Raw genomic sequence first — 16,089 nt, 5'->3', positions numbered from 1 at the left:
TTTAATGCTTTTAACTCAAAAAATGCGGGATCAGGCTACCGGAACGCTCGTCAGCCAGTTCCTTATCCTTGCATTAAAATCTTCTGTATTTTCAAAATGGAATGCGTGACCGAGCTTGTCGTACAGGAATAACTCGGCACCGGGAATGCCGTTGGCGACCTCTTCGGCCATCCATACCGGCGTAAAAATGTCCTCTTTGCCTCCTATCACCAGCGTAGGCACATTGATTTTTCCTAAATCGGGTAATGCATTATGATTAATGCAAGCCGCAGCCTGCCCTTCCAGCCCATGCAACGGCTGCGGGAACGGATTGAATGCATCGATCCGCCGACCGTTTTCAAGGTCTTCGTGCTGCTTTGCGTCGTCCCACGACGATTTCGAGAAGATCAGCAATTGAATGTATAAGCTGAACTCCTCCGGTCGGAACCGCGCCTTGGCATTCATAATATGCTGGAAAAGGCCTTTTGCGTAATTGTCGCAACGCGCCCAGGGGCACATCAGCACGAGCGATTTCACTTTTTCCGGATGCCGGATCGCGAGCTGCTGCGCTATGGTGCTACCCATCGAGCAGCCGATCACATTTACATTTTCCAAACCCAGGGAATCGAGCAAACCGGCATAATCGTCTGCCATTTGCTCCGTCGAATAAGGCCCGGCGGGTTTGTCCGTCAGTCCTACGCCGCGGTTATCGCCGATAATGCACCGGAAATGGTGCTTCCAATCGGCCACATGCACATTCCACACCGCTCCCGGCGCGGTAATGCCCATAATGAGCAGCAATGGCTCGCCGGAACCGCGTTCTTCGTAGTAAAAGTTGATACCGTTGGACTTAATTGTGGGCATGGGTTGGGATGCTTGGTTGCTTATCGGGAATTGTTTTGATATCTCTTTTTGACCGCCGACCGCTGACGGCCGACCGCCGATTTATTGTTTGGATTTTTTGAATGCGTTCCATTGCAACACAACCGGTCGGCGGTCCGCGGTCGGCCGTCGGCGGTCAAATTCACTTCAACGCCGGTATCAAATCCTCCTGAATCCACTTTCCATCGTGCAATGTCACGAAATCGGGGTCTTCGAGGGCTTCTTCGCCTTCGTCTTCGCAGATGATCCAGCCGGTGTAATTAATGTCTTTGAGCCATTGGGTCACGCCGAGCAGGTCTACTTTGCCTTTGCCCATCAATGTAAATTCAGGGTCGCCGTTCCAGTCTTTGTAATGCACGTGATTGATGAGCGACTGGTATTCCTTCATTTTCGCGAGCGGGTCCATGCCGCCGTTGATAATGTGGCCTACATCGGGCGTCCAGCCGGTTACCGATGCGTCCAGACCTCCGAATACGATTTTGTAATCTTCTTCGGTGCGTATAATGGATGAATGCGGGGAGTTGGGGTGGTAGCTGCACGGCACGCCTTTGTCGGCGGCGCGGCGCGATACCGTGTTGACAATGTTGATCAGGCGTTGCTGGCGTTCTTCGAGGTTATGTCGGCCGGTCGGGATTTGTACCGTGTTGAGCACGGCTCCCGGGAAGCGTTGCAGTACGCGGATGGCATGGTCGGCTACTTCGCGTTCGCGTTCGGTTTCTTCGGCTTCGTTCCAGTCCAGTGCGAGGGCCAATGCGGCAAGTTCGATACCCTGCTCTTTGAGTTTGGCTTCGAGCAGATCCGGGTCTTGGAGGTCGCCCATCCAGGTAAAAATCGGTTGGATACCGGTAAAACCCGCTTTCGCGATCACTTCAATCATGTGTCCTAACCGGCCCTGGTGTGTTTGGCCGCTGTTGCTCATGAACCAGGTGTAAACCTCTGACCCAAAGCGGAATGGAAGTTGCTGAGACATTAAAAGTTTATTTTCAATTATATAAAAATCACTTCGACTTCTTCTTCTTCAATACCTCGCCCGGCATGATCAGCGAATCCCAACCCGCTAAATCGGATGGTTTCACATTCGCTTTATAACCGCTGAAATTGAATGTGGTAGGCTTGTAAGGCCCTACAAATGCAATGTCGTTATTGGGTTTGATATCCTTTTCAAGACCTAACCCCCAGAACATCGCATTCACGATCATTCTTCTGAAACCTTCATTGAGCAAATCCTCGGACGCGCCGTGGGTAGTGGTAAATGCACGGCCTTTTTTGCCGCCTTCCATCTGATAATCCCTGATCCACGCAACGGGTAACGGCTCCTTCGTCGGATCGGCGGGCGAATCGGCCGTCATACCGTTCAGTACCTGGCCTTTTGCGAGCACGGTTCCTTTCGGAGCGGCTGTGTAACCGCCGGATTGCGCCCACATATCTTTCACACCGCGCATAATCGCGTGGTTCTTTTGCGCCTCGTCGATGATGATTTTCGACGACTGCTTGTGGTTCGTACCGTAATGCGATACCCAGGTTTCACCCAGGATATGCTCCCCAAAACCGTCTTTCCATTCGGTTTTGGAGCCTTTGTAGTTCCAGGTGTAACGCTCCCATTTCGGGTCGTTTTTAATTTCAAATGCGTGGGTAGAAGTACGGAATGCTACGATTGGACCGCCGCGTTTGAGGTAGTTCTCGAAATGCTGCATTTCCTTGTCCTCAAAATGCGCGAAACGCATGAAGAGCACCATCAGGTCGGCTTTGTCGAGCACGTCGAGGCCTTTTACATTGGAACTGCCCGGGTAAATGTAGCCATTGGAATCGAGCGCGTATACGACCGTGCACGTGAATCCGTAGCGCTTGGCCATAATGCGTGCGAGCGCCGGCAGCGATTCTTCGCCGCGGTATTCGTGGTCGGTGGCAATGAAAACGATATTTTTACCTACACCCGGCCCCTTATCGCCTTTGTATACCACGCGGTGTTTCGCTGGATCGTCCTGCGCCCTGGAGGCGAAAGTGATCAGGGCAATGCCGAGCGCCAGCATTGATTTCAATAGATTCTTCATAAACCCGGACTGAAAAAGGTGTTTATCAGAGCCCGTGTTTCAGGCCCATTTCGCGGATGAATTTGTAGCCGTTCTCGGCAATGTCCCACGGCTCGTTGAACTCCCGCCAAACGCCGATCGCATTCGCAAAGCCCGGATCGTTACGCGAGAATGCTTCGATTGTCAGCCAGCCGTCATATTTGATGGCCGCCAGCGCCGCGAATGCATCGTCCCATTTCACCTGGCCCGTCCCCGGCGTACCGCGGTCGTTCTCGCTGATGTGCACGTGTGCGAGCACGGGCGCGATGGTCTGCAAGCCGCCCAGGTAGCTTTTCTCTTCGATATTGGAATGGTGCGTATCGAACATCGCCCGCACATTCGGATGATCGGCGGCTTTTACGAGTTTGAGCAACTGCTCCATGGTGTTGCACAAGTAGCATTCAAACCGGTTAAGCGCCTCCAATGCGAATGTAATATTGGCCTGCGCGGCGTAATCGGCAGCGGCATTCAGTACCTCACCCGCCAAAGCATATTCACGGTCTTCGGCCGGACGGTTCACAAAAATGGTATGCGCCGAGTGGAACGGCCCGCAAATGACTTTCGAGCCGAGGTCATGCGCACGGTCCACCGCCCATTTGATTTTGTCCAGACCTCTTTGGCGAACTTCCGCTGACTCGCTTACCGGGTTTTCGTCGGCACCGAGCGTCATTACCGCGGTGGTTTCCAGGCCCAGGTCCTTCACAAAACTGCCCATCCGCTGGTAAGCCGCTGCTTCCTGAGGGCCCAAATAGAACTCGACGCCGTCGTATCCAATCGTTTTCAGTCTTTCGATAATCGGGAAAAGGTCATCCGAAACCGCCGCCGTCCAGGCCAGCACATTAAATCCGATTTTATTCATTATGAATGCTTTAAGCCGATCTTTAACAGCCGACGACTGACCGTCGACCGCCGATGCTTGGTGAACTATTATTGTTTGATGCGCAGGTCTTTGTATTCCACTTTCATAGGCGGGCCTACGTGTACCTGTACGCCTAAAAGTCCTTTTTTTGCGCCATTTACCGTGTCGTTGTCGGTAACATCGCTCATCAGGACGTCATTAATGTAGTGTTGCAGGTGATTGCCTTTCACCACGAGGTGGAAAGTATTCCATTCTTCGCTTTTGATCAAAGTTTTCAAAGAATCGGAAGAACCGAGCGAGCCGACGACTTCAAAACCCGTCCAGGCATTCTTGGCCACGTTTTTACGGACGCCTTCCGGTGTTTTTTCACCGGTGTATTCCTTGATCACCGTTTTCTGGCCGCGGTAAGCCAATGTGGTGCGCTTGCGTTCTTCGTAATTCTGGCCGGTGTAGTTGTTTTTACCGTCGATATCGGCCTGGTAGCCTTTCAATGCAAAAGGCACGTCGGTGAGCTGCTCGCTACGATAATTGATACCAGAGTTTCCTGCGGCTGCAATTTTAAATGAACCTTTCAGCTCGAAATCGCCGGGTTCGCCGCCGCGCCAGATGATAAATGAGTTGGTTTTCAGAAGCGTTTCAGGAGTGATTTCACCCACGAGCGAGCCGTTTTCTACGCGCCAGTATTTCGGATCGCCGTCCCAGCCTTTGAGTGTTTTTCCATCGAAAATGGATTTAAAGCCTTTTTCGGCTTTTTGGGCAAAAGTGTCGACCTGGCTGGTGAGGGTCATCACGGCGGCCAGGAGCATTCCGGCCTTGATAAATCTGAAACTCATTTTGATCGCATTTATAGGTTTAGTGACTCCTGAATAACCGACTTCCCTTACTGCAAGGGCAATCCGGACATTAACCCCTCTTAAAAAAGCAGAAATTAATATCCAAAAATTCCTAAAAATATCTGATGCACTATCCTGTACTAACCTGCTAATGGCGCGAAGCTCTTGCTTCGTGCTCGCTATTTGCAGAGCTCCTGCTCTGCCATGCACAATGCTATCGTTACTGCGGAGGCTGGCGCGAAGCTTGCTTCGTGACTTCTTATTTACGGAGTTCCTGCTCCGATTTCGCAAACGATGGCATTTCCTGCGGTTCCGACCGGCCGGAGGCCTGCAAATAGTGTGTACGAAGCCGGAGCTTCGTACCATCGTTATGGAATCGGATCGCCGCTTACTTTTTTCGCAGGATCATACACAGCCACGCCCACGCGCGAATCGGCGCAGCCGTAGTAAAGCAGCCATTTCTTTTTATAATACACCATCCCTTCAATGAAAACCGTCCCCGCTACATATTGACCACTTTTTTCAAACGGCTCCATCGGGCGAAAGAACGGCGTGTCGAGGCGGGCGAGGACTTTGGTAGGATCGTTTTTGTCGAACAGCACTTGTCCGGCGCAGTAGCTGTTGGGCGTAAAGCGCTTGTCGCCGTCTTCGCCCTTATCGTTTTTACCATTGTAAAGTAAAACAATGCCTTTGTCGGTCAGGATGGCCGGCGGGCCGCATTCGGTGAGGTTGCTGTCGAAGTAGCCCTTTCTGGGGGAAATGAGGTTAATGAGATCGCCCTTGCTATCTACCACGGGTTCCCAGTTGACGAGGTCGGTGGAAGTAGCGATGTTGACATTTGCTTCGCCGAAATAGAGCCAGTATTTACCGTTCACTTTTGCAATAACCTGCTTGTCTCCCACCAGTTTGGTGAGAATGGAGCCCGATTTAGTCCAGATATTGTTGAATTTACCGCTGTAAGCCTTTTGAAATGCCGGGCCTTGCTTGTCCCATTTGAGCAAATCACGGGAAGTGGCCACGCCGAGGCGCGCTTTGTCCTTATTCCATTGCGTATAAATGACTACGTACAAACCGTCCTCGGTGACTGCTATGCGCGGGTCTTCACAGCCGCCGGGCCACTCGTTGGCTTTCTGGCTGTCTTCTGCAGGGAATAGTACCGGCTCTTTCCTTCTTTTGAAATGGACACCATCCTCGCTTTCGGCATATCCCAGCCGCGATGTCCGCATTCCGATCGCCTTGCCGGCTTTGTCTTCGGCGCGGTAGAGGACTACGATTTTGCCGTTTTTCATCGTCGCGGCGGGATTGAAGGTATCATTGGATTCCCAATCGACCTCGCGCTTGTTCATGGGACAGAAAAAACGGGTCGTACTATCGGGAGAAATAACCGGGTTCACACCGGCAGGTCGCTTGAAACCGCCGAAGGCCCATTCCGGGAGTTTGTTTTCGGTTTGGGCAAATGCCTGTCCGGCCATCATCGACGTGCATATAGCGAGGCCGGCGATAAAATTTTTCATAGATTTTGTTTCAGTTTTCAAATCACATTTTTCAAATATAAGGCTCTCACCGGCAATAAAAAATCCGGTCTGATCGCTCAAACCGGATTTCATATCTTTTAAATAATCGCTGATTATTTGTTCGCTACCAGATTTACGTCGAGTGTAAAATCGTTGTCGATCGCCTTGTCGCCAAGGTTTTCGAAGAAGTTCGTCGAGCGGAATTTGATGTCGTATTTCGTCCGATCGATCGCTACTTTTGCATTGGCAGTCACCTTTTTGGCGTCAGCCGTCACAGTTGCAGGGAATTTCACATCCTGGGTAATGCCTTTGATCGTGAGCTTGCCTGTTACATCGTAAGCATTGCCGCCTTTCGGTGTCACGGTAGCGATTACCAATTTCGCCTGCGGGTGTTTTTCAACCGAGAAGAAGTCGTCGCTTTTGAGGTGATTGGTCAGTTTTCCATTCATTTCCTTATCGGTAACATCCGTCACAACGAGTGATTTGATGTCGGCCACAAAGCTTCCTCCTTTGAGTTTGTCGTTATCAACGATGAGTGTTCCGCTTTCCAGAGGCACAGTTCCGGCATGCGTTCCGGTCACTTTCTTAGCGCCCCAGTTTACTGTGCTGGCTTTGGGATCAACCTTCAAAGTCTTGTCAGCAGCATTCTTTCCGGGACCGTCGGCAATAGCAGCAACATTGAAAAGCAAACCTGCCGCTGCGAGTACAAACATTTTTTTCATAATAATTTCAATCGTTTAAAGTGTAGAACTGTTTTGAAAGATATAAAGAATAAAAAGCACTTAACAAATCATTAACAGGCTTTAACAATCCCATACGCCGTTTCTCAGGAACGCGTTGCTTCGCCTTCCAGCAATTTCACGCCGTCGAAATGCTCCAATATCTTCTTGCCGTCAACCCAGTCTTCCAGCCCCGAAACGGCATTGATATGGCCTTTTTTACCCACATTAATAAAATCGCTCCCCCAGTTCGCGGCAAATACTTTCGACCGGCCTATGGTCGCGTAAATATCGTTCGTGCTCGCCACCACGATCGTTTTGAAAGGGATCGTGCGCACGGGTATGGGCGTGAAGCCGACCACGAAATTCAACCGCTTCGACAGCTCCGCATCCGCCGGCGCTACCAGTAATGCGCCTTTAATCAACTCCGAACTAAACTCCTGCGCCCAATGCGCCACGGTAATGCAGCCCAGGCTATGCGCGACGAGGATGGTCGGCTCGGTAAGCTCGCTGATCTGCTTTTGCAGCTGCGCTACCCATTCCTCTTTCACAGGCCAGTCCCAGTTCACCTGCTGCACGCGTTCGAAACGGTCGGGATATTGCTCTTCCCAGATGGTCTGCCAATGCTGCGGGCCGGAGCTCGCAAGTCCTGGTACGGTCAGAAAGCGCACACTCATGATATTATCGGTTTGGTACTCAAATCATTTTTTATCCATTACACAGCGAAAACCGAGGTTGTTGCTTCCGCTGGTCACTTCACCTTTGCCGCGGCTGCCTGCTTTGTAACGAATGCAATAATCGTCGCTGCAAAGGAATGAACCGCCGCGCTGGACGCGTTTCACGGCACCGGGTTCATCCGGGTCATAGCTATCGGATGGCCCTTTCGGGTTAGCAGCCGGGCTTTTTTGATAATAATCCGGCCGATAAAGGTCCTCGCACCATTCCCACACATTGCCGTCCATATCATACAAACCGTATGGATTAGCAGGGAAGGATTTAATAGGCGCCGCGGTAAGATAGCCATCTTCCTTGGTATTCTTGTCGGGAAAGCTGCCCTGGTAAATGTTCGCCACCCATTTGCCGCCGGGTTTTAGTTGATCGCCCCAGTAATAGGTGTGATTTCCTTTGCCGCCTTGCGCAGCAAATTCCCATTCCGCTTCGGTAGGAAGCCTTTTGCCGGCCCATTTAGCATAAGCGGCCGCATCCTCGTAAGACACGTGCACAACCGGATAGTTTTCGCGACCCTTAGTCGAACTGGAAGGCCCTTCGGGATGCGCCCAGTTGGCACCCGGGACGTAATTCCACCATTGCAGCGGGTTATCCAGGCTCACACGTGCAGGCGTAGGCGTGAACACCGCCGAGCCTGGTACCAGCTTATCGGCCGGCACGCCAGGATAATCGGCCGGATTCAATGGACGTTCAGCAACGGTTTTATAGTTAGTCGCTTTTACAAATGCGTCGAACTCGGCATTGGTAACTTCGTGCGCATCTATATAATAGCCATTTACGGTCACCTCGTGCATCGGGCGGGAGTCGGGGAATTCGTCGGCACCCATGACGAACTTGCCACCCGGAATCCACACCATTCCGGTGCTGTCGCCGGCGCCTTCCGTTACCAGGCTTGCATTATGGATCGCGGACGCCCGGGATGGCATTCCGTCGGCAATGCAGGCGGCGAGGCTGTCGGCTTTGCGCTTATCCTCGGCGGTTTGCTTGCTGCCGCAGCTCCATAGCGTGATGGCAGCCACGCCCATTAACCCGCAAAATCCTTTGATTGAAAAATTCATATTACTAAAAACGCTATTGTGCTTTTTTGACTTCAATTCTAAAAACATCCTTCAATGCCTGCCTGGCCGCGTGGTACCCGCACATCCCATGTACGCCCCCGCCCGGAGGTGTGGACGAAGAGCAGATATAAATATCCTTCGCCGATGTCCGGTAAGGCGTAATGCTCAACACCGGCCTCGAATACAGCTGCCATACGTCCTGGATGCCGCCATTAATGTCCCCGCCGATATAGTTGGGGTTATATTGTTCCAATGCGCTGGCGTTGGTAGTGTGTTTTGCCTTGATAATATCCCTGAAACCCGGCGCATACCGCTCGATCTGGCTTTCCAGGGCGTCGGTCATGTCGCGGTCGTCGCCGTTTGGGACGTGGCAATACGCCCATGCCGTGTGCTTGCCTTCGGGTGCTCGGGTATTGTCGAACAGGCTTTGCTGGGCTACCAATGCAAAAGGCTTTTCGCCCCGCTTCCCATTCCCCACATTCCGCTCGTACCGCACGATTTCTTCGAATGTATTCCCCAAATGCACCGTACCCGCTCCCCGGCACTCTTCGCGCTGGAAGGGTATCGGCTCGTCCAATGCCCAATCGACCTTGAAAACACCCGGACCTTGTCGGTAACCTTCCAAACGCCGTTTATAGGAAGAACTCAGCCTGTCGCCCGCGATACGCACGATCTGCTTTGGGGTTACATCCATTAAAAATACTTTGGCAGAAGGCAATTCATCCACAGAACCAACCATCCAGCCCGTCTGGATCTTCCCGCCAAGCGACTGAAAATAAGCCGCCAATGCATCCGCAATGCGCTGGCTGCCGCCTACGGGAATCACCCATCCTTTAACGTGCGCCGCAGCCATGAGCATGATCCCAAAGGCCGACGTCGCGATATTGCCCAGCGGTTGGATCGAATGTGCCGCCATTCCGGCCCATAACGCACGCCCTTCCGCTGTTTTGAATTTCCTGGCCATCCAGGTAGCCGGCGGCAATGCATTTAGCCCGAAAGCCGCAAGCCTGAAAGGTTCGTCAGGCCATTGCAACGGGCCGAGCAGATCCGGCAGCAACTTCGGAATGGATTCCAGCAGGCCGCCCATCCATTTGCGGTACATAGCGCCGTCGGCACCCAACTGGCGCGCCGTCGCTTCCACCGATTTATCCAGCACCGCCACCCGGCCGCCATCCAGCGGATGTGCCGCGTCGTGCGTCGGCTGGACGAATTTCAGCCCGAAATCCGCCAACGGTAATCGTTCAAAAAACGGCGACATCAACGCCATCGGATGAACCGCCGAACAAATGTCGTGGCGGTAACCCGGTAGTGTCAGTTCCAGCGTTCGCATACCTCCGCCGATCGTGTCCTTGCCTTCAATAAGCAATACTGAAAGTCCGGATTCCTGTAAGGTAATGGCGGCTGCAAGTCCGTTCGGGCCGGAGCCTACCACGATGGCATCGTACGCTGTTGTCGCCACGCGGGTCATGGCTTGGCCGTTGCGAGGATTTTCAATGCCTCGTCGTCCTTGTATTCGTTCATCAATGCTTTCAGCTTGCCTTTCAGGTCGGCTGTAAGCGCTTCCGTTCCTTTTGCTCCATAAATATTGGAAACCTCTTTCGGGTCTTTCTGCAAATCGTACAACTCCCACGAATCGGCACCGCCATAGAAATAGGCCAGCTTATAGCGGCTCGTGCGCAGCCCGAAATGCGGGTGGACGTGGTGCGGCTGCGGGAATTCGTAATAATGGTAGTAAGCCTCTTTACGCCAGGGAACCTGCGCAGTGCTGCTGGCTTTCAGCAATGGAAGGAACGATTTCCCCTGCATGTCCGAGGGCGTTTTCACCCCCGCAATGTTCAGCACAGTCGGAGCCCAGTCGATATTCACCACGAGGTCGCTCACTTTGGTACCCGGCTTGATCACCCCCGGATAGCGGATCACAAACGGCGTTTTCAAGGATTCTTCGTAAATAAAACGCTTGTCGAACCAACCGTGCTCGCCCAGGTAAAAGCCCTGGTCGGAAGCATAGATTACGACCGTATTTTTAGATAAACCGCTTTTGTCGAGGTAATCGAGCAGCTTGCCGATGTTGCGGTCGAGGGAATTGGCGGTAGAGAAATAATCGCGGAGGTAACGCTGAAACTTCCATTCCACCAATGCCTTGCCGGTCAGGTTCTTGTCTGTTACTTCTTTGGAAACCTTGTCGTAATAGGCTTTGAATACTTTTTTCTGCGTAGGATTGAGTCGGTTATACAGGAAATCCTTCTCATAATCCACGCCCACTTTCAGGTCAAACTTCATGCGCATCGTTTTGTCGATGGTCATATCCTGGTCGGCGGCTGCTTTTCTGCCTTTATAGTCGTCGTAAAATGTCGAAGGGAGCGGAAAAGTTACATTATCGTACGCACCCAGGTCCTGCAAATCGGGCATCCATTCGCGGTGCGTCGCTTTGTGGCCGACGATCAGGAAGAACGGCTTGCTGTTGTCGCGCTTGTCGAGCCAGCCGGTCGCGAACTGGGTAATGAGGTCGGACACATAGCCGGTGTATTGGGTGGTGTCGTTCGGCTGTCCTACGAATTGCGGATTATAATAATGTCCCTGGTCGGGCAGCACATTCCAGTAATCGAAACCTGCCGGTAAGCTGTTCAAATGCATTTTACCGATCCACGCCGTTTGGTAACCGTTACTCTGCAGCGTTTTCGACAGCAGCGTCTGCCCCGTATCGAATTTCGTGCGGTCGTTGCGCTTATACCCATTCAGGTGGCTGTATTTGCCGGTCAGCAATGTCGCCCGGCTCGGGCCGCATATCGAGTTGGTAACCAGGTTATTGGTCAGCAATGCACCCTCGCGGGCAATGCGGTCGATATTAGGGGTTTTAACAATTTTATTTCCATAGGCACCAATGCCCTGGTAAGCGTGGTCATCGGAAAAAATAAAAATAATGTTCGGGCGCTGCGCGGTTTGGGACAATGCCGTTGTGATCGGCATCACCAGCGCAATCAGGCCGCAAAAGGCCTTTAAAGTCAACTTCACGGGACGGGTAAGGATAGTAAACATGAAATACTCTATATAATAGGTAGACAAAATAAACTTATGCAAAATCAAATCGCAAGCTTTTACCGGAATTACTTTACGGAGCCGGTTTTCAGCCGGGTTTAAAATTACAAATTGGTGATTTGTTTTCACTATACAGCATTTCTTAAAGCAAAAAGCCCGAAGCGAATAACTCGCCCCGGGCTTTTGAAACCGTTCATAATGGTTTACTTGGTCTTTTTATCAATGGCCTCTGCCATTTCAAGGTGGTGTTTCAAAGTAGGAACTTTACCGCCCGCCCAGGCTTTTACGTCCGGGTCTTTGGCATCTTTCGCGGCTTCTTCAAACTCGCTGATATCTTCCTTGTGGTCGTCGACCATGAAAGAAATGTAGGCTTTGTCGAAATCCTTGCCTTTCTTTTTGGCGAGGTCGTCATACTTTTTCTGCTTGTCGTCGCTTAGCATTGCCGGAAGCGTGATATTCTTCTGAGCGGCAAGGGCTTTCAGCTCATCGTTCGCTTTTGAATGGTCCGTTACCATCATTGCCCCGAATTTCTTCACGTCCGCACTTGCTGCGTTCGTCTTCGCTAATTCGCCGAGTTGTACTTCCATCATACCACCGTCGGCAGCTGCTACCGCAAACTCGGAGTCATCCTCCAATGCGGTCGTGTCGAGTTTGGCTTCGTTCTGCTCTTCGGCAACTTCTTTGCTGTCCTCCGTCTTAGTGTTGTTACAATTTGTAAACGCCACCACGGTAGCTGCCATCAGGATACTCAATGCGATCTTTTTCATAACAGGTTTTCATTTTTTGATGATTTGGGTCCTAAAAATTAAAAAACTGTGCCATCGCGATCGAAAAAACGGATATTTTTGTAGCTATCCGTCGACAACCACAGCGTCCCGCGGGTTGTACTGCCTTTTTCAAAACCACCATCTACCCTGATTAATGAGCCCCGTTACCCCTCTGCGGATCCTGCTGGCCGACGACGACCATGACGATACCTTCCTTTTTCAGGAAGCACTGTCACATATTCCCATTGAAACAAATCTGACGGTCGCAGAGAATGGTATGGAGCTACTGGGAATCATAAAGGACGCAAGCGACAAGCCCGACATTATATTTCTGGACATGAATATGCCTATCAAAAACGGGCTGGAATGCCTGGGGGAAATCCGCGGAACAGCGGGGTATGAACAAGTGCCGATTGTGATACTTTCCACGTCGGTAGCGCAATACCTTTGGGAGTCGGCCTACCGGAATGGCGCAAACCTGTATATTCAAAAACCCACCAGCTTTAATGGCCTGATAGCAATCCTCAAAAAGTGCCTTCTCGAACTTGAAGGAGCGGCGATGCCGGAGGGGCTGGAACAATTTTTGATAGCCAATTAATCTTACAGATTTCAATAAGCATTCAAGTATGAGTGAAGCAACTGCTTTCAACACGGAGCAAGACTTATTTTTTAAACGACTAAGACAAGAGACTGCGGAAAGCCATCAGAGGCTGGAAGACAATCCACTTTCCAAAGCGATACTCACCCTCTCCGCTTCCGTTCATGACTATCAGACCTACCTGGCTGCGCTCTTCGGAGTGACCATCGCCTGCGAGGATCAGGTATTCCCTGCCATTTCCCACATTATCACCGACTTATCGGAAAGATATAAATCGCGGTTGATCATCGACGACCTGCTCGCCACGGGCCTTACCGAAGCGGATATCGACGCGTTGCCGGTATACCGTTTCGAATTTTCCTCGTTGGCCGAGGCGCTGGGAATCATGTACGTGCTGGAAGGCTCCACGCTGGGCGGAAAGATTTTGTACAGGCATATCCACGAAGTACTCGGGCTCACTCCCGAAAACGGCGCTTCCTACTTCTGGGGATATGGAACGCAGACGGGAAACCTGTGGAAAAGTTTCATCTCTTCCCTTACCCAATTTGTCGACGAGCATGAGGAACGGGATGAAGTGATTGGCAGCGCTAAAAAAACTTTTACTATCATTGACAATTGGCTCAGCCACCGTGCTCAAACTACTCGGCCCGGTAGGTCGTAACTGATCAGCAGGAATGAATATTAAGGACATCGTGAATCGCGACATTGTCAATCTGACAAATTGCGAAAGTGAACCCATCCACATACCAGGCAGTATCCAGCCCCACGGTTTTCTATTGGGGATTAAAAAAGGGGATTCCAGAATTGAATTCTGCAGTGCCAACAGCGCCGAATACATGGGTATCGGTCCCGAGAAGGTACTGGGTAAAGATATTTCGGAGATTTTCGCGGAAGAACAAGCTTCCCGCTTCCTGTTGTACACCAGCGAGGAAGTGATCGACACGGCGAAACCGTTTGTTTTCGAACTGAACGGCACTTCGTTCAATACCACCGTTCACCAGAGCGGCGGCAATGTGATCATGGAACTGGAACCCTTCCCCGACGGCACATTACACCTCCCGAACTTATATACCCAGACACGCAACTTCGTGTCGATCATGGAGAAATCCAGCGGGTTACTCGACCTCTGCCAGGAGATTGCGGACGAAACGCGCAGCATTACCGGCTACGACCGGGTGATGATCTACCGCTTCGACGAGCAGTACAACGGAGAGGTGATCGCCGAAAGCCGGCGCGAGGACCTCGTTTCATTTGCCAACCAGAAATACCCGCATACCGACATTCCGGCACAGGCGCGCGAGCTGTACATCCGCAATCCGCTGCGCATGATCGCCGACATCAGCTATACCCCGGTACCGTTGCTGACGATCGACGATTCGGCGGAAAAAGGCAACCATTCGCTCGATTTGAGCCTGTCGATCCTCCGGAGCGTGTCTCCTATGCACATCGAATACCTGAAAAACATGGGTGTGGGCGCTACGCTGACCATTTCGCTCCTGCAAAACCAGAAGCTTTGGGGCCTTATTGCCTGCCACCACTACGCGCCCAAGGTACTACCGCATTACACACGCCTCTCCGCATTATTACAAGGCCATTTCCTGACGTCGCAGATCGCGGTGCGGGAGGTTGCCGAGGAATATAATATTGGTGAAGAAGTTGACAAAGCCCTCGTGGACGCGCTCGCGCTCCTGCACGAGACCGAGAACTTTATGGAGGCCAGCCACCAGTCGTCTTCGCTGCTGAAACTTGCGAATGCTTCGGGTGCCGCCATTTATTATGAAGGGAGGCTGTATACCAACGGCGTAGTCCCCTCGGAGGCGGAGCTGCTCGATTTGTTCAGGTTTCTTTCAAATGCTTATCCTAACCAGACGTTCGAGACGGATAACCTGTCCGACGTTTATCCTGATGCGAAAGGCATTTCCAAATATGCCGCCGGGGTGGTTTATCATTCGATGTTGTCGGGTGAAAACGACGGGATAATATGGCTGCGGCAGGAGAGAATCGAGACCATCAACTGGGCAGGCAATCCCGATAAGGCCATTTTGCCGAATGAAGACGGCGTACGGCTTTCACCACGCAAGTCGTTCGAACTCTGGATGGAAATTGTGAAGGACAAAAGCGCGCCGTGGCGCAAATCGGAGATCAATGCGGCTTCGAGCTTTTCCTATGCTTTGCAAAAACACATTAATTACCGCGTGATCCGGACACAGGAAGATCAGAACAGGACGCTTAACGAGGAACTGAGGCTTGCTAACAAGGAACTCTCGAACCTGAACTGGATTTCGACGCACGACTTGAAGGAGCCGCTGCGGAAAATACAGATTTTCGCCTCCAAAGTGCTCGATCGCGAAGATCCGGACCTGTCGGTTCAGGTGAAGGACTCCGTGGAAAGAATGCGTTTCGCGGCCGAGAAAATGCAATTGCTGATCGAGGATATCCTGGCTTACTCGAAAGCGGGTACCATGGAAAAGACTTTCTTGCTCACGGATTTGAATGACGTAATGCGGAATGTAGTTTCTGAATTGCAGGATACGATCGATGAAAAGGGCGCTACGCTCCATGCGGACAAATTGCCTACCCTCGAAATCATCCCGTTCCAGGTGCATCAGCTCTTCGTAAACCTGATCAGCAATGCCCTCAAATTTATCAAAACGGACGAGCGCCCGGACATCCGGATTACTACCGATGTCGTCGACGCGGCAGACATTCCCGCTGAAAAGACCGCATTAGGCCGCTATCACGCCATTGCATTTCACGACAACGGGATCGGTTTCGAAGCGGAATACGAGAACCGCATTTTCGACATTTTCCAGCGTCTGCACCCCGCTCATAAGTATCCGGGAACGGGCATTGGGCTGGCCATCTGCAAGAAAATCATGGAAAATCACGCCGGGTTTATCGGCGCGAGATCGGTATTTGGGGAAGGTTCTGTCTTCACCATTTATTTTCCCGTCGCATAACAACCGGTACCTGTGAGTACATTGTTCCTCAGCTCAGCCGCTCACCCGGCGCGGCTGGGGATTTTTTATATACTACTAAATGAATG

General features: G+C 51.7%; 15 protein-coding genes. 3 read left to right on the top strand and 12 right to left on the bottom strand.

The window, feature by feature from the left end; translation table 11 throughout:
* Nucleotides 1–30: 30 nt before the first annotated feature.
* The 12 genes from BLQ88_RS31465 to BLQ88_RS31410 all read right to left on the bottom strand — a co-directional run bounded on the left by BLQ88_RS31465 (nt 31) and on the right by BLQ88_RS31410 (nt 12,445).
* Nucleotides 31–843 carry an alpha/beta fold hydrolase gene (locus BLQ88_RS31465; protein ID WP_090156987.1) on the bottom strand — a complete coding sequence of 271 codons (813 nt, stop codon included), beginning with the start codon at nt 841–843 and terminating at the stop codon, nt 31–33.
* A 160-nt stretch (nt 844–1,003) separates the two neighbouring features.
* On the bottom strand, nt 1,004–1,831 hold the full coding sequence (locus BLQ88_RS31460) for a sugar phosphate isomerase/epimerase family protein (protein WP_090156986.1): 828 nt from the start codon (nt 1,829–1,831) through the stop codon (nt 1,004–1,006).
* A gap of 28 nt (nt 1,832–1,859) precedes the next feature.
* On the bottom strand, nt 1,860–2,912 hold the full coding sequence (locus tag BLQ88_RS31455) for a ThuA domain-containing protein (RefSeq protein ID WP_090156985.1): 1,053 nt from the start codon (nt 2,910–2,912) through the stop codon (nt 1,860–1,862).
* A 25-nt stretch (nt 2,913–2,937) separates the two neighbouring features.
* Nucleotides 2,938–3,789, bottom strand: coding sequence for a sugar phosphate isomerase/epimerase family protein (locus BLQ88_RS31450; RefSeq protein WP_090156984.1), 852 nt, complete (start codon nt 3,787–3,789; stop codon nt 2,938–2,940).
* A 68-nt stretch (nt 3,790–3,857) separates the two neighbouring features.
* Nucleotides 3,858–4,595: a 3-keto-disaccharide hydrolase gene (locus BLQ88_RS31445; protein WP_090157011.1), complete on the bottom strand. Its 738-nt coding sequence runs from the start codon at nt 4,593–4,595 to the stop codon at nt 3,858–3,860.
* A gap of 395 nt (nt 4,596–4,990) precedes the next feature.
* Nucleotides 4,991–6,136 (bottom strand): beta-1,2-mannosidase, encoded by a 1,146-nt coding sequence (locus BLQ88_RS31440; RefSeq protein WP_090157010.1) that lies wholly within the window; start codon nt 6,134–6,136, stop codon nt 4,991–4,993.
* A gap of 113 nt (nt 6,137–6,249) precedes the next feature.
* Entirely contained in the window at nt 6,250–6,849 is a 600-nt protein-coding gene (locus tag BLQ88_RS31435; protein ID WP_090157009.1) for a YceI family protein, read from the bottom strand.
* Between the two features lie 113 nt (nt 6,850–6,962).
* On the bottom strand, nt 6,963–7,532 hold the full coding sequence (locus tag BLQ88_RS31430) for an RBBP9/YdeN family alpha/beta hydrolase (RefSeq protein ID WP_090156983.1): 570 nt from the start codon (nt 7,530–7,532) through the stop codon (nt 6,963–6,965).
* Nucleotides 7,533–7,556: 24 nt separating this feature from the next.
* Nucleotides 7,557–8,642 (bottom strand): formylglycine-generating enzyme family protein, encoded by a 1,086-nt coding sequence (locus BLQ88_RS31425; RefSeq protein ID WP_090156982.1) that lies wholly within the window; start codon nt 8,640–8,642, stop codon nt 7,557–7,559.
* Between the two features lie 13 nt (nt 8,643–8,655).
* The gene (locus tag BLQ88_RS31420) at nt 8,656–10,101 is read right to left on the bottom strand and encodes a phytoene desaturase family protein (RefSeq protein WP_090157008.1); all 1,446 of its coding nucleotides are present in this window, start codon (nt 10,099–10,101) and stop codon (nt 8,656–8,658) included.
* Nucleotides 10,102–10,106: 5 nt separating this feature from the next.
* Nucleotides 10,107–11,678: a sulfatase family protein gene (locus BLQ88_RS31415; protein ID WP_090157007.1), complete on the bottom strand. Its 1,572-nt coding sequence runs from the start codon at nt 11,676–11,678 to the stop codon at nt 10,107–10,109.
* Nucleotides 11,679–11,881: 203 nt separating this feature from the next.
* Nucleotides 11,882–12,445 (bottom strand): DUF4142 domain-containing protein, encoded by a 564-nt coding sequence (locus BLQ88_RS31410; protein WP_090156981.1) that lies wholly within the window; start codon nt 12,443–12,445, stop codon nt 11,882–11,884.
* Nucleotides 12,446–12,599: 154 nt separating this feature from the next.
* On the opposite strand from BLQ88_RS31410, the gene BLQ88_RS31405 reads away from it, so the two are divergent.
* From BLQ88_RS31405 to BLQ88_RS31395, 3 genes are read left to right on the top strand one after another with little or no spacing between them, the layout of a single operon-like run.
* On the top strand, nt 12,600–13,043 hold the full coding sequence (locus BLQ88_RS31405; RefSeq protein ID WP_090156980.1) for a response regulator: 444 nt from the start codon (nt 12,600–12,602) through the stop codon (nt 13,041–13,043).
* 28 nt (nt 13,044–13,071) lie between these two features.
* Nucleotides 13,072–13,704: a biliverdin-producing heme oxygenase gene (locus BLQ88_RS31400; RefSeq protein ID WP_090156979.1), complete on the top strand. Its 633-nt coding sequence runs from the start codon at nt 13,072–13,074 to the stop codon at nt 13,702–13,704.
* A gap of 13 nt (nt 13,705–13,717) precedes the next feature.
* On the top strand, nt 13,718–16,003 hold the full coding sequence (locus tag BLQ88_RS31395) for an ATP-binding protein (RefSeq protein WP_090156978.1): 2,286 nt from the start codon (nt 13,718–13,720) through the stop codon (nt 16,001–16,003).
* Nucleotides 16,004–16,089: the final 86 nt, after the last annotated feature.

It is taken from the genome of Dyadobacter soli (assembly GCF_900101885.1).
GTDB classification, from domain to species: domain Bacteria; phylum Bacteroidota; class Bacteroidia; order Cytophagales; family Spirosomataceae; genus Dyadobacter; species Dyadobacter soli.
Note: the sequence above shows the minus strand (reverse complement) of the source record. Positions and strands in the feature narration are given on the sequence as shown.